At 42.9% G+C, this 23,178-nt stretch carries 26 protein-coding genes; 17 read left to right on the forward strand and 9 right to left on the reverse strand.

All coding sequences use genetic code 11. The annotated features are described in order from the left end of the window. Position 1: 1 nt before the first annotated feature. Positions 2-1,366, reverse strand: a complete 1,365-nt coding sequence (locus B7721_RS04175; RefSeq protein ID WP_000869633.1) for an aspartate kinase — start codon at positions 1,364-1,366, stop codon at positions 2-4. Positions 1,367-1,648: 282 nt separating this feature from the next. On the opposite strand from B7721_RS04175, the gene B7721_RS04180 reads away from it, so the two are divergent. From B7721_RS04180 to B7721_RS04250, 15 genes are all read left to right on the forward strand, one after another. Continuing rightward, positions 1,649-2,434, forward strand: coding sequence for an enoyl-CoA hydratase (locus tag B7721_RS04180; protein ID WP_084877679.1), 786 nt, complete (start codon positions 1,649-1,651; stop codon positions 2,432-2,434). 89 nt (positions 2,435-2,523) lie between these two features. Beyond that, complete coding sequence (fabT, locus tag B7721_RS04185; RefSeq protein ID WP_000386335.1) at positions 2,524-2,958, forward strand: fatty acid biosynthesis transcriptional regulator FabT; 435 nt, start codon at positions 2,524-2,526, stop codon at positions 2,956-2,958. Further along, positions 2,958-3,932: a beta-ketoacyl-ACP synthase III gene (locus tag B7721_RS04190; RefSeq protein ID WP_084877680.1), complete on the forward strand. Its 975-nt coding sequence runs from the start codon at positions 2,958-2,960 to the stop codon at positions 3,930-3,932. The genes fabT and B7721_RS04190 overlap by 1 nt, the downstream gene beginning before the upstream one ends. Before the next feature lie 57 nt (positions 3,933-3,989). Continuing rightward, on the forward strand, positions 3,990-4,214 hold the full coding sequence (locus tag B7721_RS04195; RefSeq protein ID WP_000257840.1) for an acyl carrier protein: 225 nt from the start codon (positions 3,990-3,992) through the stop codon (positions 4,212-4,214). Between the two features lie 117 nt (positions 4,215-4,331). Further along, the gene (gene fabK, locus B7721_RS04200) at positions 4,332-5,306 is read left to right on the forward strand and encodes an enoyl-[acyl-carrier-protein] reductase FabK (protein ID WP_000857452.1); all 975 of its coding nucleotides are present in this window, start codon (positions 4,332-4,334) and stop codon (positions 5,304-5,306) included. Continuing rightward, positions 5,299-6,219: an ACP S-malonyltransferase gene (gene fabD / locus B7721_RS04205; protein ID WP_084877682.1), complete on the forward strand. Its 921-nt coding sequence runs from the start codon at positions 5,299-5,301 to the stop codon at positions 6,217-6,219. Before fabK ends, fabD begins: the two co-directional genes overlap by 8 nt. Before the next feature lie 45 nt (positions 6,220-6,264). After that, positions 6,265-6,996, forward strand: a complete 732-nt coding sequence (fabG, locus tag B7721_RS04210) for a 3-oxoacyl-[acyl-carrier-protein] reductase (protein ID WP_084877684.1) — start codon at positions 6,265-6,267, stop codon at positions 6,994-6,996. A gap of 28 nt (positions 6,997-7,024) precedes the next feature. Next, a complete protein-coding gene (gene fabF, locus B7721_RS04215; RefSeq protein WP_000774052.1) occupies positions 7,025-8,260 on the forward strand; it encodes a beta-ketoacyl-ACP synthase II in 1,236 nt (411 codons plus the stop codon). A 2-nt stretch (positions 8,261-8,262) separates the two neighbouring features. Continuing rightward, the gene (accB, locus tag B7721_RS04220) at positions 8,263-8,751 is read left to right on the forward strand and encodes an acetyl-CoA carboxylase biotin carboxyl carrier protein (RefSeq protein WP_084877685.1); all 489 of its coding nucleotides are present in this window, start codon (positions 8,263-8,265) and stop codon (positions 8,749-8,751) included. Continuing rightward, on the forward strand, positions 8,748-9,170 hold the full coding sequence (gene fabZ, locus B7721_RS04225) for a 3-hydroxyacyl-ACP dehydratase FabZ (protein WP_000565515.1): 423 nt from the start codon (positions 8,748-8,750) through the stop codon (positions 9,168-9,170). Before accB ends, fabZ begins: the two co-directional genes overlap by 4 nt. A gap of 11 nt (positions 9,171-9,181) precedes the next feature. Beyond that, complete coding sequence (gene accC, locus B7721_RS04230; protein WP_000488663.1) at positions 9,182-10,549, forward strand: acetyl-CoA carboxylase biotin carboxylase subunit; 1,368 nt, start codon at positions 9,182-9,184, stop codon at positions 10,547-10,549. A gap of 35 nt (positions 10,550-10,584) precedes the next feature. Beyond that, entirely contained in the window at positions 10,585-11,451 is an 867-nt protein-coding gene (accD, locus tag B7721_RS04235; RefSeq protein ID WP_084877687.1) for an acetyl-CoA carboxylase, carboxyltransferase subunit beta, read from the forward strand. Beyond that, positions 11,448-12,215, forward strand: a complete 768-nt coding sequence (locus B7721_RS04240; RefSeq protein ID WP_001017380.1) for an acetyl-CoA carboxylase carboxyl transferase subunit alpha — start codon at positions 11,448-11,450, stop codon at positions 12,213-12,215. The genes accD and B7721_RS04240 overlap by 4 nt, the downstream gene beginning before the upstream one ends. A 157-nt stretch (positions 12,216-12,372) precedes the next feature. After that, positions 12,373-12,555, forward strand: coding sequence for a hypothetical protein (locus B7721_RS04245; protein WP_084878854.1), 183 nt, complete (start codon positions 12,373-12,375; stop codon positions 12,553-12,555). 18 nt (positions 12,556-12,573) lie between these two features. Beyond that, the gene (locus B7721_RS04250) at positions 12,574-13,296 is read left to right on the forward strand and encodes a CPBP family intramembrane glutamic endopeptidase (protein ID WP_084877688.1); all 723 of its coding nucleotides are present in this window, start codon (positions 12,574-12,576) and stop codon (positions 13,294-13,296) included. Between the two features lie 47 nt (positions 13,297-13,343). Here B7721_RS04250 and nusB read toward each other — a convergent pair whose 3' ends face one another. From nusB to gatC, 8 genes are all read right to left on the reverse strand, one after another. Continuing rightward, the gene (gene nusB, locus B7721_RS04255) at positions 13,344-13,766 is read right to left on the reverse strand and encodes a transcription antitermination factor NusB (protein ID WP_000203659.1); all 423 of its coding nucleotides are present in this window, start codon (positions 13,764-13,766) and stop codon (positions 13,344-13,346) included. Further along, complete coding sequence (locus B7721_RS04260) at positions 13,759-14,148, reverse strand: Asp23/Gls24 family envelope stress response protein (RefSeq protein ID WP_000510584.1); 390 nt, start codon at positions 14,146-14,148, stop codon at positions 13,759-13,761. The genes nusB and B7721_RS04260 overlap by 8 nt, the downstream gene beginning before the upstream one ends. A 21-nt stretch (positions 14,149-14,169) precedes the next feature. Further along, on the reverse strand, positions 14,170-14,730 hold the full coding sequence (gene efp / locus B7721_RS04265) for an elongation factor P (RefSeq protein WP_000568640.1): 561 nt from the start codon (positions 14,728-14,730) through the stop codon (positions 14,170-14,172). An 81-nt stretch (positions 14,731-14,811) separates the two neighbouring features. Further along, a complete protein-coding gene (locus tag B7721_RS04270; RefSeq protein WP_084877690.1) occupies positions 14,812-15,939 on the reverse strand; it encodes an SPFH domain-containing protein in 1,128 nt (375 codons plus the stop codon). Positions 15,940-15,947: 8 nt separating this feature from the next. Next, positions 15,948-16,904: a zinc-ribbon domain-containing transport protein gene (locus tag B7721_RS04275; protein WP_084877692.1), complete on the reverse strand. Its 957-nt coding sequence runs from the start codon at positions 16,902-16,904 to the stop codon at positions 15,948-15,950. Between the two features lie 62 nt (positions 16,905-16,966). Continuing rightward, positions 16,967-18,412 carry an Asp-tRNA(Asn)/Glu-tRNA(Gln) amidotransferase subunit GatB gene (gatB, locus tag B7721_RS04280; RefSeq protein WP_001008649.1) on the reverse strand — a complete coding sequence of 482 codons (1,446 nt, stop codon included), beginning with the start codon at positions 18,410-18,412 and terminating at the stop codon, positions 16,967-16,969. Next, positions 18,412-19,878 (reverse strand): Asp-tRNA(Asn)/Glu-tRNA(Gln) amidotransferase subunit GatA, encoded by a 1,467-nt coding sequence (gene gatA, locus B7721_RS04285; RefSeq protein ID WP_084877693.1) that lies wholly within the window; start codon positions 19,876-19,878, stop codon positions 18,412-18,414. The genes gatB and gatA overlap by 1 nt, the downstream gene beginning before the upstream one ends. Continuing rightward, positions 19,878-20,180 carry an Asp-tRNA(Asn)/Glu-tRNA(Gln) amidotransferase subunit GatC gene (gene gatC / locus B7721_RS04290; protein WP_084877695.1) on the reverse strand — a complete coding sequence of 101 codons (303 nt, stop codon included), beginning with the start codon at positions 20,178-20,180 and terminating at the stop codon, positions 19,878-19,880. The genes gatA and gatC overlap by 1 nt, the downstream gene beginning before the upstream one ends. Positions 20,181-20,345: 165 nt before the next feature. On the opposite strand from gatC, the gene B7721_RS04295 reads away from it, so the two are divergent. Both B7721_RS04295 and B7721_RS04300 read left to right on the forward strand, forming a co-directional pair. Next, positions 20,346-21,038, forward strand: coding sequence for a YwaF family protein (locus B7721_RS04295; RefSeq protein ID WP_084877696.1), 693 nt, complete (start codon positions 20,346-20,348; stop codon positions 21,036-21,038). Positions 21,039-21,181: 143 nt separating this feature from the next. Beyond that, entirely contained in the window at positions 21,182-22,726 is a 1,545-nt protein-coding gene (locus tag B7721_RS04300) for a peptide chain release factor 3 (RefSeq protein WP_045617612.1), read from the forward strand. Positions 22,727-23,178 lie beyond the last annotated feature (452 nt).

Here is a 23,178-nt window from a genome sequence, read left to right on the forward strand (position 1 = left end):
ATTAGTCTTCCTTACTTTCATCGAAAAAGGCATGGTAGAGAGCCTTGATAGCGGCCTTTTCTTGCTCTTTATTGACAACAAACATGATGGAAACCTCACTTGAACCTTGGGACATCATCTGGATGTTGATTTTATTCTCAGACAAAGCACGTGTTGCAGTAGCAGTTACCCCGATATGGCTCTTCATCTTTTCTCCGACAATCATAATGATGGAAAGGTCATGTTCGATTTCAGCATGGTCTACTTCAGCCTTTTGAACGAGTTGACGTAGAATTTCTTCTTCTTTGATAGGAGTTAATTCACGGGAGCGGAGGATGATTGAAAGATCGTCGATACCTGTAGGCATGTGTTCCCAACCGATGTTGAGGTCCTCAAGGATTTGCAGAACCTTGCGACCAAACCCGACTTCGCGGTTCATGAGGTATTTTGACATGTTGATGCTGACGAATCCTGAGTCACCTGCAATCCCTACTACTGGGAATTTATCACTACTGTGTTCTAAAACAATGCGTGTTCCTGGGTGGTCAGGGTTGTTGGTATTCTTGATGACAAGAGGAATTTTTCCGCGGTAAGCGGGTAGAAGGGCTTCGTCATGAAGAACTGAAAATCCAGCGTAAGCCAACTCACGCATTTCACGGTAAGTTAATTCAGGAATGGAATGTGGTTGGTGGATAATACCAGGATGGGCAGCAAAGATACCATCTACGTCTGTAAAGTTCTCATAGAGATCAGCCTTAACACCTGCTGCAATGATAGAACCTGTGATATCTGACCCACCACGTGAAAAAGTACAGATTTGATTTTCCTTAGTCACACCAAAGAAACCAGGGATGACAAGGACTTCGTTGCTATCAGCCAAGCCTTCAATCTTATCATAACTAGATGGAATGATACGTGCGTTTCCAGGTTCACTTGTGACAACAATCCCAGCTTCTCTTGGGTGAACATAGCGTGCATCGATGCCGTTTTGGTTAAAGTAGGCTGCAATGAGTTTGGCATTGTTATTTTCTCCAGCCGCTAGGAAGGTATCATAGAGAAATTCATTGTCCTCTATAGGAAGAGTTGCCAAGGCCCGAATACTTTTAGAGATTTTTTCTAAAACAGCAGGTTTTAACCCTAGTTCACTAACCATAGCGGCATAACGGTCAATGATCCAGCTTTGGCTAGCACTGATGTCATTTCCAGCCACATAGTCGCGATAGTATTTGATCAAGGCATCGGTTACCTTGGTATCTTCAGCATTGCGTTTTCCGGGTGCAGAAACGACTACAAAACGACGTTCTTTATCACTTTTAACGATATTTAAAACTTTTTCTAACTGACCAGCAGAGGCAAGCGAGCTTCCGCCAAATTTTACAACCTTCATAAGAACTCCTCAAGTAAGTATTTTATACGATTATAGCAGAAAGAGGGGTATTTTTCAATGAAGAAAATAACTTCCTATTATAATAGAAGAAAACACTAACTTATTTTGAAAAGGGATAACCGTTTAAAAGCAAGGGTGTCAAATTTTACTCACACTCATAAATGATGGGTAAATAATCAGCTGAGACACTTTCCTTTAGTTTTTCCTTGCCTCTTTATCCAAAAAAAGGTATACTTTGATGATAAAACAATTTTATTGCCTTACAAAAGAAAAGGAGAAGCTATGAATCATATCTTATATCAGATCATAGATGATCTTGCTATCATTACTTTGAATCGTCCCGAAGTGGCAAATGGTTTCCATATCCCAATGTGTGAGGAGATTTTAGAAGCTTTGACCCTAGCAGAGCAGGATCAAGCTGTGCAGTTCATCTTGATTAATGCGAATGGGAAGGTATTTTCAGTTGGAGGAGACTTGGTTGAGATGAAACGCGCAGTAGATGAAGATGATATCCCTTCTTTGAATAAGATTGCAGAATTAGTCAATACAATTTCTTTTAAAATCAAGCAAATTCCTAAACCTGTTTTGATGGAGGTAGATGGAGCGGTCGCTGGTGCCGCAGCAAATATGGCAGTAGCAGTTGATTTTTGTTTGGCGACTGACAAGGCAAAATTTATCCAAGCCTTTGTCGGAGTAGGCTTGGCGCCAGACGCTGGTGGGATTCATCTCTTGAGTCGTAGTATCGGGGTAACACGGGCTGCACAACTTGCCATGACAGGTGAAGCCTTAACTGCTGAAAAAGCGCTAGAATGGGGCGTGGTATACCGTGTTTGTGAAGTTGACAAATTAGAAAAAACAAGAGAACAAGTTCTGAAAAAATTAAGAAGAGGTTCAGCAAACTCATACGCAGCGATTAAAAAGTTAGTTTGGGAAAGTCAATTTAAGGATTGGCAGAATTATGCTGAATTAGAATTGAAACTACAAGAATCGTTATCTCTAACTGAAGATTTTAAAGAAGGAGTTCGAGCGCATTCTGAAAGAAGAAGACCGAAATTTACAGGAATGTAAAAAAATACTTGCACAATTTTTTGAAGTTTGATATACTTCTTTTATCAAATGCTTTGATTGTGAAAGTTTTTTAGAGAGAGGGAAACGATTTGGACTACCAACAAGTAAATGATTATCTAACATCTATTTTCAACAATGTCCTTGTGATCGAGGAGGTTAGCTTACGAGGTAGTCGATTCAAAGACATCTCCATCAAAGAAATGCACACGATTGATGTGATTGGGAAGTTCCCAGAGGCAACACCAAGCAAGGTTTCAAAGGAACTGATGGTAACTCTTGGAACGGTTACAACTAGCTTGAATAACCTGGAAAGAAAAGGTTATATTGAGCGTATTCGTTCTGATCAGGATAGACGTGTGGTCTATCTGCATTTGACCAAGAAAGGTCGGTTAGTCCATCGTCTTCATAAACGGTTCCACAAGGCTATGGTCGAAAAAATCATCGATGGCATGAGCCCTGAGGAAAAAGAAGTCATGGGCAGAGGTTTAACGAACCTTTATCAATTTTTGGAGGATTTGAAATAATGGCTTTTGCAAAGATAAGCCAGGTTGCTCATTATGTTCCAGAGCAAGTGGTCACTAATCATGACTTAGCCCAAATCATGGACACAAGCGATGAGTGGATTTCAAGTCGGACAGGAATTAAACAGAGACATATTTCAAAAACAGAGTCTACAAGTGACTTGGCGACAGAAGTAGCTAAGAGCTTGTTGGCTAAAGGGAGCTTAACAGCGGATCAGATTGATTTTATCATTGTAGCGACGATTACCCCAGACTCGATGATGCCTTCCACAGCAGCTCGAGTTCAGGCAAATATCGGAGCGCATAGAGCTTTCGCCTTTGATCTGACAGCAGCTTGCAGTGGCTTTGTATTCGCTCTCTCAACTGCTGAAAAGTTTCTAAGTTCTGGACAGTTAAAAAAAGGGATTGTTATCGGGGCTGAAACCTTATCCAAGGCAGTTGAATGGTCAGATCGTTCAACAGCTGTTCTCTTTGGAGATGGAGCTGGTGGGGTTCTCTTGGAAGCGAGCGAAACACGGCACTTCCTTGTGGAAAGTCTCTGTACAGATGGCTCTCGGAGCGAGTGTTTGACCTATGGTCAAACGGCTTTGGCTTCTCCTTTCTCGGATCAAGAAGCAATTCCTGCTTTTTTGAAAATGGATGGACGAGCAGTTTTTGATTTTGCAAATCGTGATGTTGCTAGATCGATTAAAGAAACCATTGAAAATGGTCCAATCGCAGCATCGGAATTGGATTATCTCTTGCTTCATCAGGCAAATATCCGCATTTTGGATAAGATGGCTAAGAAGATCGGCGTAGACCGAGACAAGCTTCCTGCCAATATGATGGAGTATGGAAATACCAGTGCAGCAAGTATCCCGATTTTGCTCTCAGAGTGTGTGGAGAATGGCAAGATTCGTTTAGATGGTAGCCAGACGATTCTCCTATCAGGCTTCGGTGGAGGTTTGACATGGGGCACACTCATTCTTACAATCTAGGTAATCATGTGGTAAACACATAGTTATAAATTTTTTATATTTTAAAGGAGTCCTATCATGGCAGTATTTGAAAAAGTACAAGAAATTATCGTTGAAGAACTTGGGAAAGACGCATCAGAAGTAACACTTGAATCTACTTTTGATGATTTGGATGCAGATTCATTGGACTTGTTCCAAGTAATCTCTGAAATCGAAGATGCTTTCGATATCCAAATCGAAGCAGAAGATAACTTGAAAACAGTTGGTGACTTGGTTGCCTACGTTGAAGAGCAAACAAAATAATTAACATATTACTAGAAGGAGTAGGGGAAACCCACTCCCTCTTGTTTAGGTAATAGTTTGAAACTCAAATGATAAACTCATCGAACTATTACGTAAGCAAGGAATGATGGAGGCACTATGAAAACACGTATTACAGAATTATTGAACATTGATTATCCTATTTTTCAAGGAGGAATGGCCTGGGTTGCGGATGGTGACTTAGCTGGTGCAGTATCAAAAGCTGGTGGTCTAGGGATCATCGGCGGTGGGAATGCACCTAAAGAGGTCGTAAAGGCTAATATCGATAAAATCAAATCACTTACGGACAAACCTTTTGGTGTCAACATCATGCTCTTGTCACCTTTTGTAGAAGACATCGTTGATCTCGTGATTGAAGAAGGGGTCAAGGTGGTTACAACTGGTGCAGGAAATCCAAGTAAATACATGACTCGTTTCCATGATGCAGGAATTACAGTTATTCCTGTTGTTCCGAGTGTTGCTTTGGCAAAACGCATGGAAAAAATTGGTGCAGATGCAGTTATTGCAGAAGGAATGGAAGCCGGTGGGCATATTGGTAAATTAACGACGATGACCTTGGTTCGCCAAGTTGCTGCAGCTGTTTCAATTCCAGTTATCGCAGCTGGAGGAATTGCGGACGGTGAAGGTGTCGCTGCAGGCTTTATGCTTGGTGCTGAGGCCGTTCAAGTTGGTACGCGTTTCGTGGTAGCTAAGGAATCCAACGCCCATCCAAAATACAAGGAAAAAATCTTAAAAGCGCGTGATATCGATACGACTATTTCCGCTCAACACTTTGGTCATGCTGTTCGTGCCATTAAAAACCAGTTGACACGTGACTTTGAGCAGGCTGAAAAAGATGCCTTTAAACAAGAAAATCCAGATTTAGAAATCTTTGAACAAATGGGAGCTGGTGCTCTTGCTAAAGCCGTTGTCCATGGAGATGTAGAAGGTGGATCTGTCATGGCAGGTCAGATCGCTGGTTTGGTTTCTAAAGAGGAAACTGTCGAAGAAATCCTAAAAGATCTATACTATGGCGCAGCCAAAAAAATTCAAGAAGAAGCCTCTCGTTGGGCAGGAGTTGTAAGAAATGACTAAAACAGCCTTTCTATTTGCAGGTCAAGGTGCTCAGTATCTAGGAATGGGGCGTGATCTCTATGATCGCTATCCTATTGTCAAGGAAACAATTGACCAAGCAAGTCAGGTTTTGGGTTATGACCTTCGTGACTTGATTGATAAGGAAGAAACCAAGTTAAACCAGACTCGCTATACGCAACCAGCTATTTTAGCGACTTCGGTTGCTATTTACCGACTATTAAAAGAAAAGGGTTACCAGCCGGATATGGTAGCAGGATTGTCTCTTGGGGAATATTCTGCTCTTGTAGCAAGTGGTGCCTTGGACTTTGAGGCTGCAGTTGCCTTGGTTGCTAAACGTGGTGCTTATATGGAAGAGGCTGCACCTGCAGGCTCTGGGAAGATGGTTGCCGTTCTTAATACTTCAGTTGAAGTGATCGAGGAAGTTTGTGAAACAGCCTCTAAAGTTGGAGTAGTGACTCCAGCTAACTACAACACCCCAAGCCAAATCGTTATCGGTGGCGAGGTGGCTGCGGTTGACCGCGCAGTTGAACTCTTGCAGGAAGCAGGAGCAAAACGATTGATTCCTTTAAATGTATCTGGTCCTTTCCATACAGCACTTTTAGAGCCAGCCAGTCAGCAACTAGCTGGAGCTCTGGAGGGAGTGAGTTTCTCTGACTTTACTTGCCCACTAGTCGGCAATACGGAAGCTGCTGTTATGGAAAAAGATCGAATCCAAGAGCTTTTGACGCGTCAGGTCAAAGAACCTGTTCGTTTTTATGAAAGTATTGCTGTGATGCAGGATGCTGGGGTAACCAACTTTATTGAAATTGGTCCTGGTAAGGTCCTATCAGGTTTTGTCAAAAAAATCGATAAAACAGCTCAGCTAGCTAACGTTGAAGACCAAGCAAGCTTGGATGCTTTGTTAGGAAACTAATGATCCCTTCTCCCACAAAATACAACAGGAAACAGGAGAGATAGAATGCAACTTACAAACAAAAATGTCTTTGTAACAGGTTCAAGTCGTGGTATCGGACTTGCCATTGCTCACAAATTTGCCCAACTAGGTGCTAATGTAGTTTTGAATAGTCGCGGAGCAATCTCAGAAGAATTGCTGGCTGAGTTTTCAAACTATGGTGTCAAAGTAGTACCGATCTCAGGTGATGTTTCAGACTTTGCAGATGCCAAGCGTATGGTAGATCAAGCGATTGCAGAACTCGGTTCTATCGATGTCTTGGTCAACAATGCTGGGATCACTCAAGATACGCTTATGCTCAAGATGACAGAAGAAGACTTTGAAAAAGTGATTAAAATCAACTTGACAGGTACCTTCAACATGACGCAAGCAGTATTGAAACAGATGATCAAGGCACGTGAAGGTGCGATTATCAACATGTCTAGTGTGGTCGGTTTGATGGGAAATATCGGACAAGCCAACTATGCAGCTTCTAAAGCAGGTTTGATTGGTTTTACCAAGTCAGTAGCACGTGAAGTTGCCAATCGTAATGTGCGCGTAAATGCTCTTGCACCAGGAATGATCGAATCAGATATGACGGCTGTTTTATCTGATAAGGTCAAAGAAGCGACATTGGCCCAAATCCCAATGAAACATTTTGGTCAAGCAGAACATATCGCAGATGCTACAGTGTTCCTGGCTGGACAGGATTATTTGACTGGACAAGTTCTCGCTGTTGATGGCGGACTTAGCATGTAAAAAATAAGGAAAGATATAGGTAAGACAGATGAAACTAAATCGAGTTGTAGTAACAGGTTACGGATTGACCTCTCCTATCGGAAATACTCCAGAAGAATTTTGGAACAGTTTGCAAACTGGGAAGATTGGAATTGGAGAAATCACTAAGTTTGACCACAGCGAATTTGCTGTGCACAATGCGGCAGAAGTTCAAGATTTCCCATTTGATAAATACTTTGTCAAAAAAGATACCAACCGTTTTGACAACTATTCTTTGTATGCCTTGTATGCGGCTCAAGAAGCGGTGACAAATGCAAATCTTGATGTAGAAGCAATCGATAAAGATCGTTTTGGTGTTATCGTAGCTTCTGGTATTGGGGGAATTAAAGAAATCGAAGATCAGGTTATCCGTCTTCATGAAAAAGGTCCAAAACGCGTTAAACCAATGACCCTTCCAAAAGCCTTGCCAAATATGGCTTCAGGAAATGTTGCCATGCGTTTTGGAGCAAACGGTATCTGTAAATCAATCAATACAGCCTGTGCTTCATCAAACGATGCCATTGGGGATGCCTTCCGCTCTATCAAGTTTGGTTTCCAAGATGTCATGTTAGTTGGTGGATCAGAATCATCTATCACTCCTTTTGCTATCGCTGGTTTCCAAGCTTTGACCGCCCTATCAACTACAGAGGATCCAACTCGTGCTTCTATCCCATTTGACAAAGATCGTAACGGATTTGTGATGGGAGAAGGTTCAGGAATGTTGGTTCTTGAAAGCCTTGAACATGCTGAAAAACGTGGTGCAACTATCTTGGCTGAAGTAGTTGGTTATGGAAATACCTGTGATGCTTACCATATGACTTCACCTCATCCAGAAGGTCAAGGTGCGATTAAGGCTATGAAATTGGCTTTGGAAGAAGCAGAAATTTCTCCAGAGCAAGTGGCTTACGTCAATGCCCACGGAACTTCAACTCCTGCAAATGAAAAAGGAGAAAGTGGTGCGATCGTAGCTGTTCTTGGTAAAGAAGTACCTGTATCTTCAACTAAGTCCTTCACAGGACACTTGCTTGGTGCTGCAGGAGCAGTAGAAGCCATCGCTACCATCGAAGCCATGCGTCATAACTATGTACCAATGACAGCTGGAACAAGTGAGTTATCAGACTATATCGAAGCCAATGTCGTTTATGGACAAGGCTTGGAGCAAGAAATCCCTTATGCTATTTCAAACACTTTTGGTTTTGGTGGACACAATGCGGTTCTGGCTTTCAAACGTTGGGAGAATAAATAATTATGAATTTAAATGAAATCAAGGACTTGATGGCTCAATTTGACCAATCAAGTTTGAGAGAATTTTCTTATAAAAACGGAACGGACGAATTGCAGTTCAGTAAGAATGAAGTAAGAATGGCTTCTGAAGCACCAGCTCAAGTTGCTCCAGTGCCAACTGCAGTAGCTGCAAGTCCAGTAGTTTCTGCCCCTTCAGCTCCAGTAGAGAGTGCAGTGGAAGAAGCTCCAGCACCAGCTGAAACGACGGTTGCTCCAGAGGGTGATGTTGTTGAAAGCCCACTTGTAGGGGTGGCTTACTTGGCCGCTGGGCCAGATAAACCTGCCTTTGTCACAGTTGGAGACAGTGTTAAAAAAGGTCAGACTTTGGTGATCATCGAAGCCATGAAGGTCATGAATGAAATTCCTGCACCTAAAGATGGTGTGGTGACAGAAATTCTCGTTTCAAATGAAGAAATGGTTGAGTTCGGTAAAGGATTGGTACGCATCAAATGATCGATATTCAAGGAATCAAAGAAGCTCTACCCCATCGCTACCCCATGCTCCTAGTGGATCGTGTCTTGGAAGTGAGCGAGGATACCATTGTTGCCATTAAAAATGTGACCATCAACGAACCTTTCTTTAATGGTCATTTTCCACAATACCCAGTCATGCCAGGTGTTCTTATCATGGAAGCCTTGGCTCAGACTGCTGGTGTCTTGGAATTGTCCAAACCTGAAAATAAAGGGAAACTGGTCTTCTATGCTGGCATGGACAAGGTTAAGTTCAAGAAGCAAGTTGTACCAGGTGATCAATTAGTCATGACGGCTACTTTTGTTAAACGTCGTGGTACAATTGCTGTGGTTGAAGCAAAGGCTGAAGTAGATGGTAAGCTTGCAGCGAGTGGTACTCTTACCTTTGCAATTGGAAACTAAGGAGGTTCTCCATGTTTCGTAAAATTTTAATTGCCAACCGTGGTGAGATTGCGGTTCGCATTATTCGAGCTGCGCGTGAATTGGGCATTGCGACCGTGGCAGTTTATTCAACTGCTGATAAGGAAGCTCTTCACACACTCCTAGCGGATGAAGCTATCTGTATTGGACCTGGTAAGGCGACAGAATCTTATCTCAATATCAACGCTATTTTGTCTGCTGCAGTCTTGACAGAAGCAGAAGCCATCCACCCAGGTTTTGGTTTTCTTAGCGAAAACTCCAAGTTTGCCACGATGTGTGATGAAGTGGGGATTAAGTTCATCGGTCCTTCTGGGGCTGTAATGGATACCATGGGAGATAAGATCAATGCGCGTGAGCAAATGATCAAGGCTGGGGTTCCAGTTATCCCAGGATCTGATGGTGAAGTTCACACGGCTGAAGAGGCGCTTGCAGTTGCAGAAAAAATTGGCTATCCAGTCATGCTTAAGGCATCGGCAGGTGGTGGTGGAAAAGGGATTCGTAAGGTTGAAAAGGCAGAAGACTTGGTCGCAGCCTTTGAGACAGCATCCAGTGAAGCCAAGGCCAATTTTGGAAATGGCGCTATGTATCTTGAACGTGTGATTTATCCAGCTCGTCATATCGAAGTTCAGATTCTTGCGGACCAAGAGGGTCATGTTGTCCATCTTGGTGAACGGGATTGTTCACTCCAACGGAATAACCAAAAGGTCTTAGAAGAAAGCCCGTCCATTGCGATTGGCAAAACCCTTCGTCATGAAATTGGTGCTGCAGCCGTTCGTGCAGCAGAGTCTGTAGGTTATGAAAATGCAGGGACGATTGAATTTCTTCTCGATGAAGCGAGTGGCAATTTCTACTTCATGGAAATGAATACTCGTGTGCAAGTTGAACACCCAGTCACAGAGTTTGTTTCAGGTGTTGATATCGTGAAAGAGCAGATTCGCATTGCTGCTGGGCAACCTTTACCTTTCAAACAAGAAGATATTGTCCTACGAGGTCATGCTATCGAGTGCCGGATCAATGCAGAAAATCCAGCATTTAACTTTGCCCCAAGCCCAGGTAAAATTACCAATCTCTATCTACCAAGTGGTGGAGTTGGCTTGCGCGTGGACTCAGCGGTTTATCCAGGTTATACCATTCCTCCTTACTATGATAGTATGATTGCCAAAATCATTGTTCATGGGGAGAATCGTTTTGATGCCTTAATGAAGATGCAACGGGCACTTTATGAACTTGATATTGAAGGAGTGCAAACCAATGCAGACTTCCAGTTGGATCTGATTTCAGACCGCCGAGTTATCGCTGGTGATTACGATACTTCCTTCTTGATGGAAACTTTCTTGCCAAAATACCAAGAAAAAGAATAGACTTTCAAAGAGTATGAGAACTAAAAGGGGGAGTTATGGCTCTATTTAGTAAAAAGGATAAGTATATTCGGATCAATCCTAACCGTTCCGTAAGGCAGAAACCACAAGCCAAGCCTGAGGTTCCGGATGAACTCTTCTCCCAGTGTCCTGGTTGTAAACACACCATTTACCAAAAGGATCTTGGGAGCGAACGAATTTGTCCCCATTGTAGCTATACTTTCCGTATTTCAGCTCAGGAACGCTTGGATTTGACGATTGATTCTGGTAGCTTTGTGGAGATGTTTACGGGTATTGAAACTCAAGATCCATTAAACTTTCCTGGCTACCAGAAAAAATTGGCTACTATGCGTGAAAAGACAGGTTTGGATGAAGCAGTACTGACTGGTACAGCTAGCATTAAGAGACAAAAAGTTGCCCTTGGGATCATGGATTCAAACTTTATCATGGCTTCTATGGGAACCGTTGTGGGTGAAAAAATCACGCGCTTGTTTGAGTATGCAACGGTAGAAAACTTGCCAGTCGTTCTCTTCACAGCTTCTGGTGGAGCCCGTATGCAAGAAGGAATCATGAGCTTGATGCAGATGGCTAAAATTTCTGCGGCAGTTCAACGTCATTCCAAGGCAGGACTTTTTTACCTAACTATTTTAACTGATCCGACAACAGGTGGAGTGACCGCTTCTTTTGCTATGGAAGGGGATATTATCCTAGCGGAGCCACAGAGTTTGGTTGGTTTTGCTGGGCGTCGTGTTATCGAAAATACAGTTCGTGAGACCTTGCCGGATGACTTCCAAAAGGCAGAATTTCTGCTTGAACATGGATTTGTTGATGCAATTGTCAAACGGAGAGAATTGCCTGAAACAATTGCTAAATTAGTAAGATTGCATGGAGGAAGTCGCGGATGAATATTGCAAAAATAGTCAGGGAGGCACGCGAGCAGAGTCGTTTGACCGCACTTGATTTTGCCAATGGAATCTTTGACGAGTTTATCGAATTGCATGGAGATCGCTCTTTCCGCGATGATGGTGCGGTCATTGGTGGAATTGGCTGGTTAGGTGAACAGGCAGTAACTGTCGTTGGTATCCAAAAGGGGAAGAGTCTTCATGATAACCTCAAACGAAATTTTGGGCAACCACATCCAGAAGGCTATCGTAAGGCCTTGCGCCTGATGAAACAGGCAGAAAAGTTTGGCCGTCCAGTTGTGACCTTTATCAATACGGCGGGTGCTTACCCAGGTGTGGGAGCCGAGGAACGTGGACAAGGGGAAGCAATTGCCCGAAACCTGATGGAAATGAGTGATCTCAAGGTTCCAATCATCGCGATTATTATCGGTGAAGGTGGATCTGGTGGGGCCCTAGCTCTAGCCGTAGCTAACCGTGTCTGGATGTTAGAAAACTCAATCTACGCAGTACTTAGCCCTGAAGGATTTGCTTCTATCCTTTGGAAGGATGGAAGTCGTGCTATGGAAGCGGCGGAGTTGATGAAAATCACTTCACACGAACTTCTAGAAATGGGAATTGTAGACAAGGTAATTTCAGAGGCAGGGTTGTCAAGTAAAGAACTGCTAGGTTGCGTTAAAAATGAATTGCGTGCAGAACTAGATAGGTTGCAAGAACTACCACTCGACCAACTTATTGAAGAACGTTACCAACGCTTTAGAAAATACTAAGAATGACTAAATGAGACTAGAAAGGTCTCATTTTTTATGGAAAAATGCAATTCAGGACGAAAAATTGACAGTTGAGGAGATGGACAGTAAAATAGACAAAAAAGATGTATACTGTAGATGTAAGCTTACAAAAATTTATTTTAAGGAGGTACTTACAATGACAGGTACAGAAACATTTACAGCTCTTTCAACTGAGGACTTAGAACAAGCCTCAGGTGGTGGCATGATTTGGTTGGTTGATGATATAAATTGGAGTTGGCCTTATGCTTATAGCATTGCAACTGACTCGAGTACAATATTGACTCATGCGACTAGACGTGGTTCTGGTATTGGCTATTGATAAATTAAAGGGGTAAGTATGAAAAAACTAGGGCATTTAGGAGTCTTTATCTTACTGGTATTTCTATCGGTTTATCTACCAGAGTTAGGGATTGTGCATCTAACTAAGTTTTTGGGATGGGGGATAGATGGCTATTCTGTCATTTCACTTGTTTGGGAACTAGTTCTTGTAGTCTTATTTGTCTTTTGGTTAAAAAAGAAAGAGATGCTCTATATTTTAAAAAAAAGCTCAAAGAAGTCAAGATTCTTTTACCTTGTATTTGGTCTAGTGGCTACTTATTTTGTTCGTCAATTGGTGGATGCTTTTCAGATACAGTATCACTATTTGGTTGATAACAAGTATATCTTTCAAGACCTTCTTTCGATTCTATACTCCAATGGGCAACCAACTTTTCTATCAACTGTTCTCAGTTTTAGTTTAACAGTAGTCGTCGCACCTATATCAGAGGAACTAATTGATAGAGGGTATTTTATGAATACCTTCTTTCCCCAGTCCAAGTATTATCTGGATGTTATCTTATCAGCTCTTATCTTTGGTCTCAGTCACTTGGTATTATCCCATCGCGATCCTATCAGTTTGATTATTTATAGTTTTGTTGGTCTTTTCTTTGCTCTAGTATATCGGTGGACAAAGAACCTAAAAATCACCATCTTGTGCCATAGTTTTTTCAATTTTCTCATTTATGCAAAACCCATCTGGATTTTTGTTTATAATTATGTCTATTACCACTTTTTAAGATAGTGGAGGCAAAGAAAAAGTGTTTGATAATTGTCAAACACTTTTTCTATTTACTGTTCTTCTGTTACAAACTGACTGAGCAGTCCATTGATAAAACGGGCAGATTTTTGATCTGAGAAGTCCTTTGCAAGCTCGATAGCTTCATTAACCGCAACCAGCTGTGGAGTGTCAAATGAAGTGATTTCAAAGACTCCCAAGCGAAGGAGGTTTCTCTCTACGAGTGTTAACCGCTCGATGGTCCAACCTGCTTTTAAATGCTGAGTGATTTGCTTGTCTAGTTCTTCCTTTTTAGCCTGAACACCAGAAACTAGCTCTGTCAAAAAGGCTGGAAGTTGCACATCCGTATCTTCACGATCATGAGTATAGGCGAAACGACAAGCAGTTTCGACATCCGTACCGAATTCAAGGCTCATGAGAGCTTGAAAAGCGCATTTACGGAGTTGGCGTCTAGATTCTAATAGTGGACTAGTCATTGAGGAAGTCCTCGTCAAATAGATCTTTCAATTCTGGTTTTGGTGTTTTATCTGGAACGATACCTGCAACGTGGATATTGATAGCAGCGAGTTCTACATCAGCCATATTGCGGACGGCATCTTTAACAGCTTTCTGGATAGCAACCGCTACCTTAGGAACTTTTACTCCGTACTCAAGGTAGAGATAGATATCTGCTGTAAGCTCTTCGTCCACGTTTTTAAGATAAACACCACGGCCAAGAGAAAGTTTTGAAAGGGTGTCAGATACTGATTTGTTTGAAAAAGAGTGAACACCCTCTACTTTTGCAGTAGCAATAGCAATGATTTTTTCAAGTACACGTGGGGCGATAACAATTTCGCCAAGTTGTTCTTCAATTCCCATAGAATGACCTCTTTCTAGAGATTAGGCACGAGAAACGTAAGTTCCTTCTGCAGTGTTGATAACGAGTTTTTGTCCTGCTTCGATGAAGTCTGGAACGTTTACGACAAGTCCAGTTTCCATCGTTGCTGGTTTACCAGAACCTGTAACAGTAGCACCTTTGATAGATGGTTGAGTTTCTGCAACTGTCAATTCGACAGTAGTAGGAACGGTAACACCAATCACTTCAGTTCCGTAGAATTGGATCTTCACATCAGAGTTTTCAAGGATGTAAAGCAATTCGTTTTCAACGTTGACTACAGGGATTTCGTATTGGTCGTAAGTTTCTGTGTTCATGAAGTAGGCTGTGTCATCCATTTTGTACAAGTATTGAGCTGGGACAGTCTCGATGATAGCTTGTTCAAATTTTTCCTCTGGACGGTAGCTTGTGTCAAATGTAGAACCAGTACGGACATCACGCAATTTCATACGCATGATGGTGTTTCCTTTACCTGGTTTGTGGTGGCTAGCTTCCAAAACGCGGATCAATTTTCCGTCAGCTGTTTCAAAGGTCATACCAGCCTTTAATTTACTTGCTTCAATCATGTTTTTACCTCTTTAATAAAATAATTTACTCTTTATTGTACCATAAAAGACAACATTACTCAAATGTCAGAAGGAGCTTAATTAGTTGACTGGTACGATATTGCCATCTTCGTCTTTGGTGACGAGGACGTATTTTCCATCGACTTCGATATAAAAATTCTTGCTGGCAGTTTGTCCAGTATTTTGAGCCGGTGCTTGATTTTGGACTTGTTGGCTTAGTTGACCACCAAGAGTTTGGCCAAGATTCATGCCCATAAACATGTTCATCCCATTGCCATTCCCTTCGTTGGCAGCTGCAGCAATAAGTGCTTCGTTGCGAGCACGGCGTTCTTCAATTTCAATCGTGTTGTACTTCATTGCCACGAGCTCACTATCAAGCTTGCGAACGATATCAAGACTTTCTTGGTCGTAGCTGAGGTCTTCAAGCAAGATGTTAGTTGCTTCAATCCCGTAGAGGCCTGTCCAAACCTTGTTGACCTCTTGTTTAGCGAGTTCGTTAAAGGTATCTTGATTAGCATTGAGGCTATAGATATCAACCTTGTTTTCGTTGGTGTATTTGGCAATGGCAATCGCGATTTTCGGTGCGATATTTTGACGGAGCGTTCCTTGAGCTACATTCTGGATAGTAAATGGCTGTCCGTCAGTAATTTGACGGCTAACAGAACTTACGTAGAAGAGGACTGGGTCTGATATTTTTACATCAAACAAGCCATAGAAACGGATGTTGAGCAGTTGTTGGTAACGTTCGCTGAAGTATTCGACCGCATTTTGTGTGCCGAACTTATTGCCCGCGATGGGTTGCATGCGGATAAAGATGATTTCTTGTTGGGTGATGACTTGTCCACCAAAAGAGAAACGGTTTTTAAAGTTTTCCCAAGTGCCCTTTAAACCACCTTTTTCAAGGAGCCAGGCATTATCACCAGCTTGCCATTCGTGGCTACCAGCTTCGAGAACTTCACCAAGGAAGGTACCGTTGTTTACCAAAAGAGCGGTATAGCCTTGAGGAACGATAACTACACTGCCATCTGACAAGAGGCCTGTATTTTGATTGCTGTGACGAGAACGTCCATCGGGGTCTTTAGTGAGTAAATGACCCTTGACGGCCAAGGCATCGCCAGAGACATTGTCTGGAAGGACGATGGCTTCCTTGAATTTACTATCATTAAAACTATTTAAGCCTGCTGATAAGGCTGCACGTATAAATCCCATAATTCCTCCTAATTATAAAGCTCGTCTTCATCCACAACATCATAGGTATCGAGTACCCATTGGTTTGGACTGCGAGAGAGATTGGCACCACAGTAGTCGCACTCGCTAACTGCAGAGATTTTCAAAGGGGCACCACAGTTTGGACAGTGGTCGCTCACAACTTGGTCTGGATTGACTGCTTGCGTTTGACTACCGTGTTGACGGATAAAGTTTAATTGATACACGGTGAAGAGATCTTTTTTAGGGTCTCCTTCAAGGACACGGCGAGTCTCATCGTCAATGACATAGTCCCGCAAGGTAGATGACAAAATCACCACTAAGGTATCGTTTCCGTCAGGATTTTCAATGAACTCCTTGATGCGAACATTTTCGATACAAACTTTCTCTAAAACATTGGTTGTTTTAGCTCGAATATGGTCCTCAAGTTGGGTACTATGTTGAGAGTAGAGGCTGGTACTTTCTAAAGCGCGGACAGAGTTCCAATTTTTTTCAGTCCAGGCAACCTGCAATTTAAGGTAGACTTCCTTAACCCAAGAGGTGAAAGCTTCCGCGTCAAAGTTCGGATCCCCGTATTTCACACGACTAATGGCCAGTGTGTTGTGTTCAACTCGACGATGGAGCGTTTGAGAATCATTACTAGTGTAGGTTGAACTCGAATCTCCAGACTTATTCTGCAAGGATTTGACGATAACAACTAGTATGATTCCTCCGACTAATATGAACATAAATCCTAGATAGGGAGAGCTAGTAGAACTGTCAGAGGATGAGCCATATCCAGAGCGGTAGTAGTGGTAGGATGAGCCGCCAGAACGACTTCCACCTCCACTTGAGCGGCTACTACTTCTGGAGCTACTACGGCTGCTCCCTCCACTTCTGGAATGTCCGACACCCGCATCAACGATTTGAGGCATGACAAGAAAAGCAAGCAATAAACAGGTCATTAAAAGAGTGTAAAACTTTTTCATGTGTCTCCTAACTATATGATTGAAAAGGTAGCTGTCTAGACTACTGACTGGCTACTAGCGAATTACTCACTTTCTTTCAACTTCGCCAATTCTTGTGCAAGCAGTTTAAGGGCAACTTGTGGGTTGGCTTGGCCTTTGGTTGCCTTCATAAGGAATCCTGTGAAGGCCTTGTCTGCGTTGCGTTTGCCTGACTTGAAGTCGGCAACGGCTGCTTCATTATCCGCAAAGACTTGGTGGATGATTGGGATCAGAACATCTGGATCAGAGATTTGCACCAAGCCTGCTTTTTCCACGTATTCACGCGCACCACCGCCATTTTTAGCCAGGTGGACAAAGACTTTCTTGGCAATCTTAGAAGAGATGGTACCGTCTTCGATGATGGCAATCATTTCTACCAAGTTTTCTGGTGTTAATTCGATTTGTTCCAGTGTTTTACCTTCGGCGTTCAAGAACTGAGCAACTTCACCTTGGAGCCAGTTAGAGACTTGTTTAGCATCACCACCGAGGGCAACAGCTTTCTCAAAGAAGTCAGAAGTGACCTTGTTTGCAGTCAACTGGCTAGCATCGTAATCTGACAAGCCAAGGTCAGATACGTAGCGTGCACGGCGTTCTTTTGGAAACTCTGGCAATTCAGTGCGCATTTCCTCAATCCACTCATCTGAGATTTCAAAGAGGGGTAGGTCTGGTTCTGGGAAGTAGCGGTAGTCAGCAGCGCCTTCCTTGACACGCATGAGGATGGTTGCCTTGTTAGCTTCATCGTAACGGCGTGTTTCTTGGCGGATTTGACCACCTGAGCGAAGAATTTCAGCCTGACGTTGGACTTCGTACTCAAGACCCTTGCGAACGTTCGAGAAGGAGTTGAGGTTTTTCAACTCAGTCTTGGTACCGAATTTTTCTTGACCATAAGGACGAAGCGAGATGTTAGCATCCACACGCATAGAACCTTCTTCCATCTTAACGTCTGAAATGCCAGCGTACTGGATGACTTCCTTGAGAGCTGTTAGATAAGCATAGGCTTCTTCTGGGGAACGCATGTCGGCCTCAGATACGATTTCAATCAATGGCACCCCTTGACGATTGAGGTCAACATAAGAGTAGCCATCTGTACCGTGGGTGTTTTTACCAGCGTCTTCTTCCAAGTGGGCGCGTTCAATACCGATTTTCTTGGTCGTACCATCTTCTAGCTCCACTTCAATCCAACCATTGTAACCAATTGGCTCATCAAACTGAGAAATTTGGTAGGCTTTTGGATTATCAGGGTAGAAGTAGTTCTTGCGGTCAAAGTGCATCTTTTTGTGGATGTCCATGTTGAGGGCAAGAGCTGCCTTGATACCAGCATCGACAACACCCTTATTGAGAACTGGAAGTACTCCTGGGAAGGACCAGTCAATCACGTTAGTGTTGGCATTTTGGTCATTTCCAAAGTGGGCAGATGTAGGTGAGAAGATTTTTGAATTGGTGTTGAGCTCTACGTGGACTTCAAGTCCAATGACTGTTTCAAAGTTCATTAGTTGTCACCTCCAAAAATCACGGGTTGTTGTTTGTGGTAGTCTGTTGTTGCTTCAAAGGCAGCAGCAACTTGGTAAATGGTTTCCTCAGAGTATTTAGGACCAATCAATTGGAGACCGACTGGGAGACCTTGAGCAAATCCAGCAGGAATAGAAATTCCTGGAAGACCAGCTAAGTTGACTGGGATGGTCAAAAGGTCAGCCAAGTACATGGCAACGGGATCGTGGTTGAGTGAATCCAAGTCATAGGCAACGCTTGGTGCAGTTGGTCCCAAAATCAAGTCGTAATCCGCAAAGACTTTTTCGAAATCTTGGATGATGAGGGTACGAACTTGTCCAGCCTTCTTGTAGTAGGCATCGTAGTAACCTGATGAAAGGCTGAAAGTACCCAGCATGATACGGCGTTTCACTTCTTCACCGAAACCTTGGCTACGGCTGTTTACATAGATTTCATCAAGGTTGCTTGCATCTTCTGCGCGGTAGCCATAACGGATACCGTCAAAGCGTTGCAAGTTTGATGAGGCTTCTGATGAAGCGATGATGTAGTAAACGGCAACACCGTATTTAGAGTGAGGAAGGCTGACTTCTTCGACGATGGCACCAAGTTTTTCAAAGTGTTTAGCGGCATTCAGAATGGTTTCCTTAACCTCTGGGTCAATCCCTTCACCAAGGTATTCCTTAGGCAAAGCAATTTTCATTCCCTTGATGTCTTGACCGATTTTTGAAGTAAAGTCAGCAATGCGGACAGGAGCAGAAGTAGAGTCTTTAGCATCTTCGCTAGCAATCGCATTGAGCAAGAGGGCATTTTCTTTAACAGTTGGTGCAAAAGGTCCAATCTGGTCTAATGAGCTACCGAAGGCAATGAGACCGAAACGTGAAACTGTTCCGTAGGTTGGTTTGAGACCAACGATCCCGTTGAAGGCAGCAGGTTGGCGGATAGAACCACCAGTATCAGATCCAAGAGACAAGCGGACTTGTCCTGAAGCTACAGCTGCGGCTGAACCACTTGATGAACCACCGGGAACCTTGCTGTGGTCCCAAGCATTTTTAGTGGCACCGTAGTGAGAAGTTTCACCGGATCCACCCATGGCAAATTCGTCCATGTTGGTTTTTCCAACGACAATCATGCCTTTAGCTTTGGCATTGGCGACGGCTGTCGCATCAAAGATTGGCTCGTAGTTGTAGAGCATTTTTGAGGCAGCAGTTGTGAGGATGCCGTCAGTAGAAATATTATCCTTAACAGCCAGTGGAATTCCTGAAAGGACATTATCCGCGTCAATTCCAGCTTTATCAATAGCCTTAGCTTGAGCAAGGGCTTGTTCTTCAGCGATAGTGACAAAAGCATTGATAGCTTTCTCGCGAGACTTGATATCTTCAAGCGTGGCTTGGGTCAATTCAGTAGCTGAAATCTCCTTAGAGACAAGGAGGTTGTGTAAGTCTTCAATCGTTTTGTTATTAAAAGTCATTAGGCATCTCCTCCATCATCTAGGATAGCTGGTACCTTGATATAGTAGTTTTCTTTTTCAGGTACGTTTTTAAACAAGCGGTCACGGTCTGTTCCTTCTTCGGCCACATCCGGACGGAGTACGGTCTTGCGGTCTGCCATGGTCGTAGCAGGTGCGACACCAGTTGTGTCGACTTCGCCCAGCAATTCAACCATGTCAACAATTTTAGACAAGGTTGTCGCAAAGGCAACAGTTTCTTCTTCAGAGAATCTTAATTTTGACAGATTGGCAACGTGTGTTACCTCTTCTTGCGTAATTTTCATCTTGCATCCTTTCGTGAAATGATGATTTTTAGTCTGTTCTATTTTACCATATTTTCCTATAAATAAGGGAGCCAAACTGAAAAGAAATAGAAATTGAAAAATCGCTTTTAATTCGCTATAATGGTTAAACTAGAGAATAGAAAAAATAAGAGTTAGGATAGAAATATGTTCCATCAATTTATCACCAGATCTCAGACGGTTCCTCCTCCCATTTCCCTCTTTTGGTATGGGATTATGATGCTTACTTTAGTGCTTTGTATTTATGGAGCACTTGCTTATCACAATAATCCGAAATTTGTCCGCTTGTTTAAGGGGATTCAGATCCTCCAGTTGCTAGCCCTATATAGTTGGTATGTTGGCTTTGGGATTCCATTTTCTAATAGCCTTCCATTTTACCATTGTCGTTTGGCTATGTTTGCGGTGGTTTTCTTGCCAGATAAATGGCGGAGCAAGCAATATTTTGCCCTCTTAGGAGCAAGTGGAGCGGTCTTTGCCTTGGTTTACCCGGTTTTTGACCCCTATGATTTCCCCCATATCACCAGTTTTTCTTTTTTGATTGGGCACTATGCCCTTCTAGTGAATTCCTTGGTTTACTTGATGAATCACTATGACAAGACCTTGCTCAAGAAATATATGATTGTGGCCTATACCTTTATTCTCAATCTCTTTCTAGTTGGTGTTAATCAGGTGACGGGTGGAAATTATGGTCTCTTAAGAGATACCCCGTTTATCTCAAATGCTCCTCTATGGATAAAGTATCTGCTAGTTTCAATTATTCTATCTTTAGCCTTAGTGATCTTTGATATCTTGTTTAAGAAACGGTGGAAAAAGAGAAATCAGGCGCAATCTGTGCTCTAGCTTGCCTTTTCATCGGATGAGCAATTGAAAAACTCCCCAAAATCCGATATAATGGAGAGTTGAAAGGAATGGTAAAATCCAATGTAAACATCATTCTTAGCTACTGAAACAACTAAAAATAGAAAATCAAAGAAAGAGAACTTATGACTATTCAAGAAGAAATAAAGAAACGCCGTACCTTTGCCATCATCTCCCACCCGGATGCCGGGAAAACAACTATTACTGAGCAGTTGCTCTACTTTGGGGGCGAGATTCGTGAGGCTGGTACTGTAAAAGGGAAGAAAACAGGGACTTTTGCCAAGTCTGACTGGATGGATATCGAGAAACAACGTGGGATTTCGGTCACTTCATCTGTGATGCAGTTTGACTACGATGGCAAACGCGTCAACATCCTAGACACACCAGGGCATGAGGACTTCTCAGAAGATACCTATCGTACCTTGATGGCGGTGGATGCTGCTGTCATGGTCGTGGACTCTGCCAAGGGTATCGAGGCCCAAACCAAGAAATTGTTTGAAGTTGTCAAACACCGGGGCATTCCAGTATTTACCTTTATGAACAAGCTAGACCGTGACGGTCGTGAACCGCTAGACCTTTTGCAAGAGCTAGAAGAAGTCTTAGGTATTGCGAGCTATCCTATGAACTGGCCAATCGGGATGGGGAAAGCCTTCGAAGGCTTGTATGACCTCTATAACCAACGCTTGGAGCTTTATAAAGGGGATGAGCGTTTTGCCAGTCTGGAAGAAGGGGACAAGCTCTTTGGAAGCAATCCTTTCTACGCTCAGGTTAAGGACGATATCGAACTGTTGCAAGAAGCAGGAAATGAATTTTCAGAAGAAGCTATTCTTGCAGGAGAACTGACGCCAGTCTTCTTTGGTTCAGCCCTGACCAACTTTGGGGTGCAGACCTTCCTTGAGACATTCCTTGAGTTTGCTCCAGAACCACATGGTCACAAGAAAACAGATGGCGAAATTGTGGATCCTTATGACAAGGATTTCTCAGGATTTGTCTTTAAAATCCAAGCCAACATGGACCCTCGTCACCGTGACCGTATCGCCTTTGTTCGCATCGTATCAGGTGAATTTGAGCGTGGAATGAGTGTCAATCTGCCTCGTACTGGTAAGACTGCCAAACTATCTAATGTCACTCAGTTTATGGCCGAAAGTCGTGAAAATGTGACCAATGCTGTTGCAGGTGATATCATCGGGGTTTACGATACCGGTACTTATCAGGTTGGAGACACCTTGACGGTTGGAAAAAACAAGTTTGAATTTGAACCCCTTCCAACCTTTACACCTGAGATTTTCATGAAAGTTTCTGCTAAGAACGTTATGAAACAAAAATCCTTCCACAAGGGGATTGAGCAATTGGTGCAAGAAGGAGCCATTCAGCTTTACAAGAATTACCAAACTGGTGAGTACATGCTAGGAGCTGTCGGACAACTCCAGTTTGAAGTCTTTAAGCACCGCATGGAAGGTGAATACAATGCGGAAGTAGTCATGAGCCCAATGGGTAAAAAGACCGTTCGTTGGATCAAGCCTGAGGACTTGGATGAACGGATGTCGTCAAGCCGCAATATCTTGGCCAAGGACCGCTTCGACCAGCCAGTCTTCCTCTTTGAAAATGACTTTGCCCTTCGCTGGTTTGCGGACAAGTATCCAGATGTTGAGTTGGAGGAAAAGATGTGATTCAGTAAGCCTACTTGATTGCAAAGCAATCTAAGTAGGCTACAGCAAGTCCTATTAGACTTGCCTAACTGCCTCACTAACTCATCGGCGAAAAATAATCGTTTTCGCCTCTTCGTGTCGTAGATTAAGGCTATTAATTAGTATGGCATTTTGCTTAAATGCGTCGTAAGAAAAGTCCACGAATATTATCGATTCGTGGATTTTTCCGTCGTAACCACGTTTTACAAATGAAATCGATTTGTAAAACTCAGTGTCGTAGATTACGGCTATTAATTAGTATGGCATTTTGCTTAAATGCGTCGTAAGAAAAGTCCGCGAATGCTTTCGATTCGTGGATTTTTTTGTTGGAAAGGATAAAAAGTTACCTCGGCTACCGCCCTCATTGATTCATTTGTGAAACTACCTTTAAATACTCTACTCCTAAAAGTCTGTGCATGCTATTGATTCATGGA

The organism is Streptococcus oralis subsp. oralis (assembly GCF_002096445.1).
GTDB lineage: Bacteria > Bacillota > Bacilli > Lactobacillales > Streptococcaceae > Streptococcus > Streptococcus oralis_N.

Excerpts from the sequence above, each read along its gene's own strand:
- nusB (WP_000203659.1), bottom strand. The coding sequence starts at position 13,766 with ATGACTAGTCCACTATTAGAATCTAGACGCCAACTCCGTAAATGCGCT.
- gatA (WP_084877693.1), bottom strand. The coding sequence starts at position 19,878 with ATGACTTTTAATAACAAAACGATTGAAGACTTACACAACCTCCTTGTC.
- B7721_RS04300 (WP_045617612.1), top strand. The coding sequence starts at position 21,182 with ATGACTATTCAAGAAGAAATAAAGAAACGCCGTACCTTTGCCATCATC.
- fabZ (WP_000565515.1), top strand. The coding sequence starts at position 8,748 with ATGATCGATATTCAAGGAATCAAAGAAGCTCTACCCCATCGCTACCCC.
- accC (WP_000488663.1), top strand. The coding sequence starts at position 9,182 with ATGTTTCGTAAAATTTTAATTGCCAACCGTGGTGAGATTGCGGTTCGC.
- B7721_RS04175 (WP_000869633.1), bottom strand. The coding sequence starts at position 1,366 with ATGAAGGTTGTAAAATTTGGCGGAAGCTCGCTTGCCTCTGCTGGTCAG.
- B7721_RS04180 (WP_084877679.1), top strand. The coding sequence starts at position 1,649 with ATGAATCATATCTTATATCAGATCATAGATGATCTTGCTATCATTACT.
- gatB (WP_001008649.1), bottom strand. The coding sequence starts at position 18,412 with ATGAACTTTGAAACAGTCATTGGACTTGAAGTCCACGTAGAGCTCAAC.
- B7721_RS04190 (WP_084877680.1), top strand. The coding sequence starts at position 2,958 with ATGGCTTTTGCAAAGATAAGCCAGGTTGCTCATTATGTTCCAGAGCAA.
- accB (WP_084877685.1), top strand. The coding sequence starts at position 8,263 with ATGAATTTAAATGAAATCAAGGACTTGATGGCTCAATTTGACCAATCA.
- B7721_RS04295 (WP_084877696.1), top strand. The coding sequence starts at position 20,346 with ATGTTCCATCAATTTATCACCAGATCTCAGACGGTTCCTCCTCCCATT.
- B7721_RS04245 (WP_084878854.1), top strand. The coding sequence starts at position 12,373 with ATGACAGGTACAGAAACATTTACAGCTCTTTCAACTGAGGACTTAGAA.
- B7721_RS04270 (WP_084877690.1), bottom strand. The coding sequence starts at position 15,939 with ATGGGATTTATACGTGCAGCCTTATCAGCAGGCTTAAATAGTTTTAAT.
- B7721_RS04250 (WP_084877688.1), top strand. The coding sequence starts at position 12,574 with ATGAAAAAACTAGGGCATTTAGGAGTCTTTATCTTACTGGTATTTCTA.
- fabK (WP_000857452.1), top strand. The coding sequence starts at position 4,332 with ATGAAAACACGTATTACAGAATTATTGAACATTGATTATCCTATTTTT.
- fabF (WP_000774052.1), top strand. The coding sequence starts at position 7,025 with ATGAAACTAAATCGAGTTGTAGTAACAGGTTACGGATTGACCTCTCCT.
- B7721_RS04195 (WP_000257840.1), top strand. The coding sequence starts at position 3,990 with ATGGCAGTATTTGAAAAAGTACAAGAAATTATCGTTGAAGAACTTGGG.
- efp (WP_000568640.1), bottom strand. The coding sequence starts at position 14,730 with ATGATTGAAGCAAGTAAATTAAAGGCTGGTATGACCTTTGAAACAGCT.
- B7721_RS04275 (WP_084877692.1), bottom strand. The coding sequence starts at position 16,904 with ATGAAAAAGTTTTACACTCTTTTAATGACCTGTTTATTGCTTGCTTTT.
- B7721_RS04240 (WP_001017380.1), top strand. The coding sequence starts at position 11,448 with ATGAATATTGCAAAAATAGTCAGGGAGGCACGCGAGCAGAGTCGTTTG.
- gatC (WP_084877695.1), bottom strand. The coding sequence starts at position 20,180 with ATGAAAATTACGCAAGAAGAGGTAACACACGTTGCCAATCTGTCAAAA.
- fabD (WP_084877682.1), top strand. The coding sequence starts at position 5,299 with ATGACTAAAACAGCCTTTCTATTTGCAGGTCAAGGTGCTCAGTATCTA.
- B7721_RS04260 (WP_000510584.1), bottom strand. The coding sequence starts at position 14,148 with ATGGGAATTGAAGAACAACTTGGCGAAATTGTTATCGCCCCACGTGTA.
- fabG (WP_084877684.1), top strand. The coding sequence starts at position 6,265 with ATGCAACTTACAAACAAAAATGTCTTTGTAACAGGTTCAAGTCGTGGT.
- accD (WP_084877687.1), top strand. The coding sequence starts at position 10,585 with ATGGCTCTATTTAGTAAAAAGGATAAGTATATTCGGATCAATCCTAAC.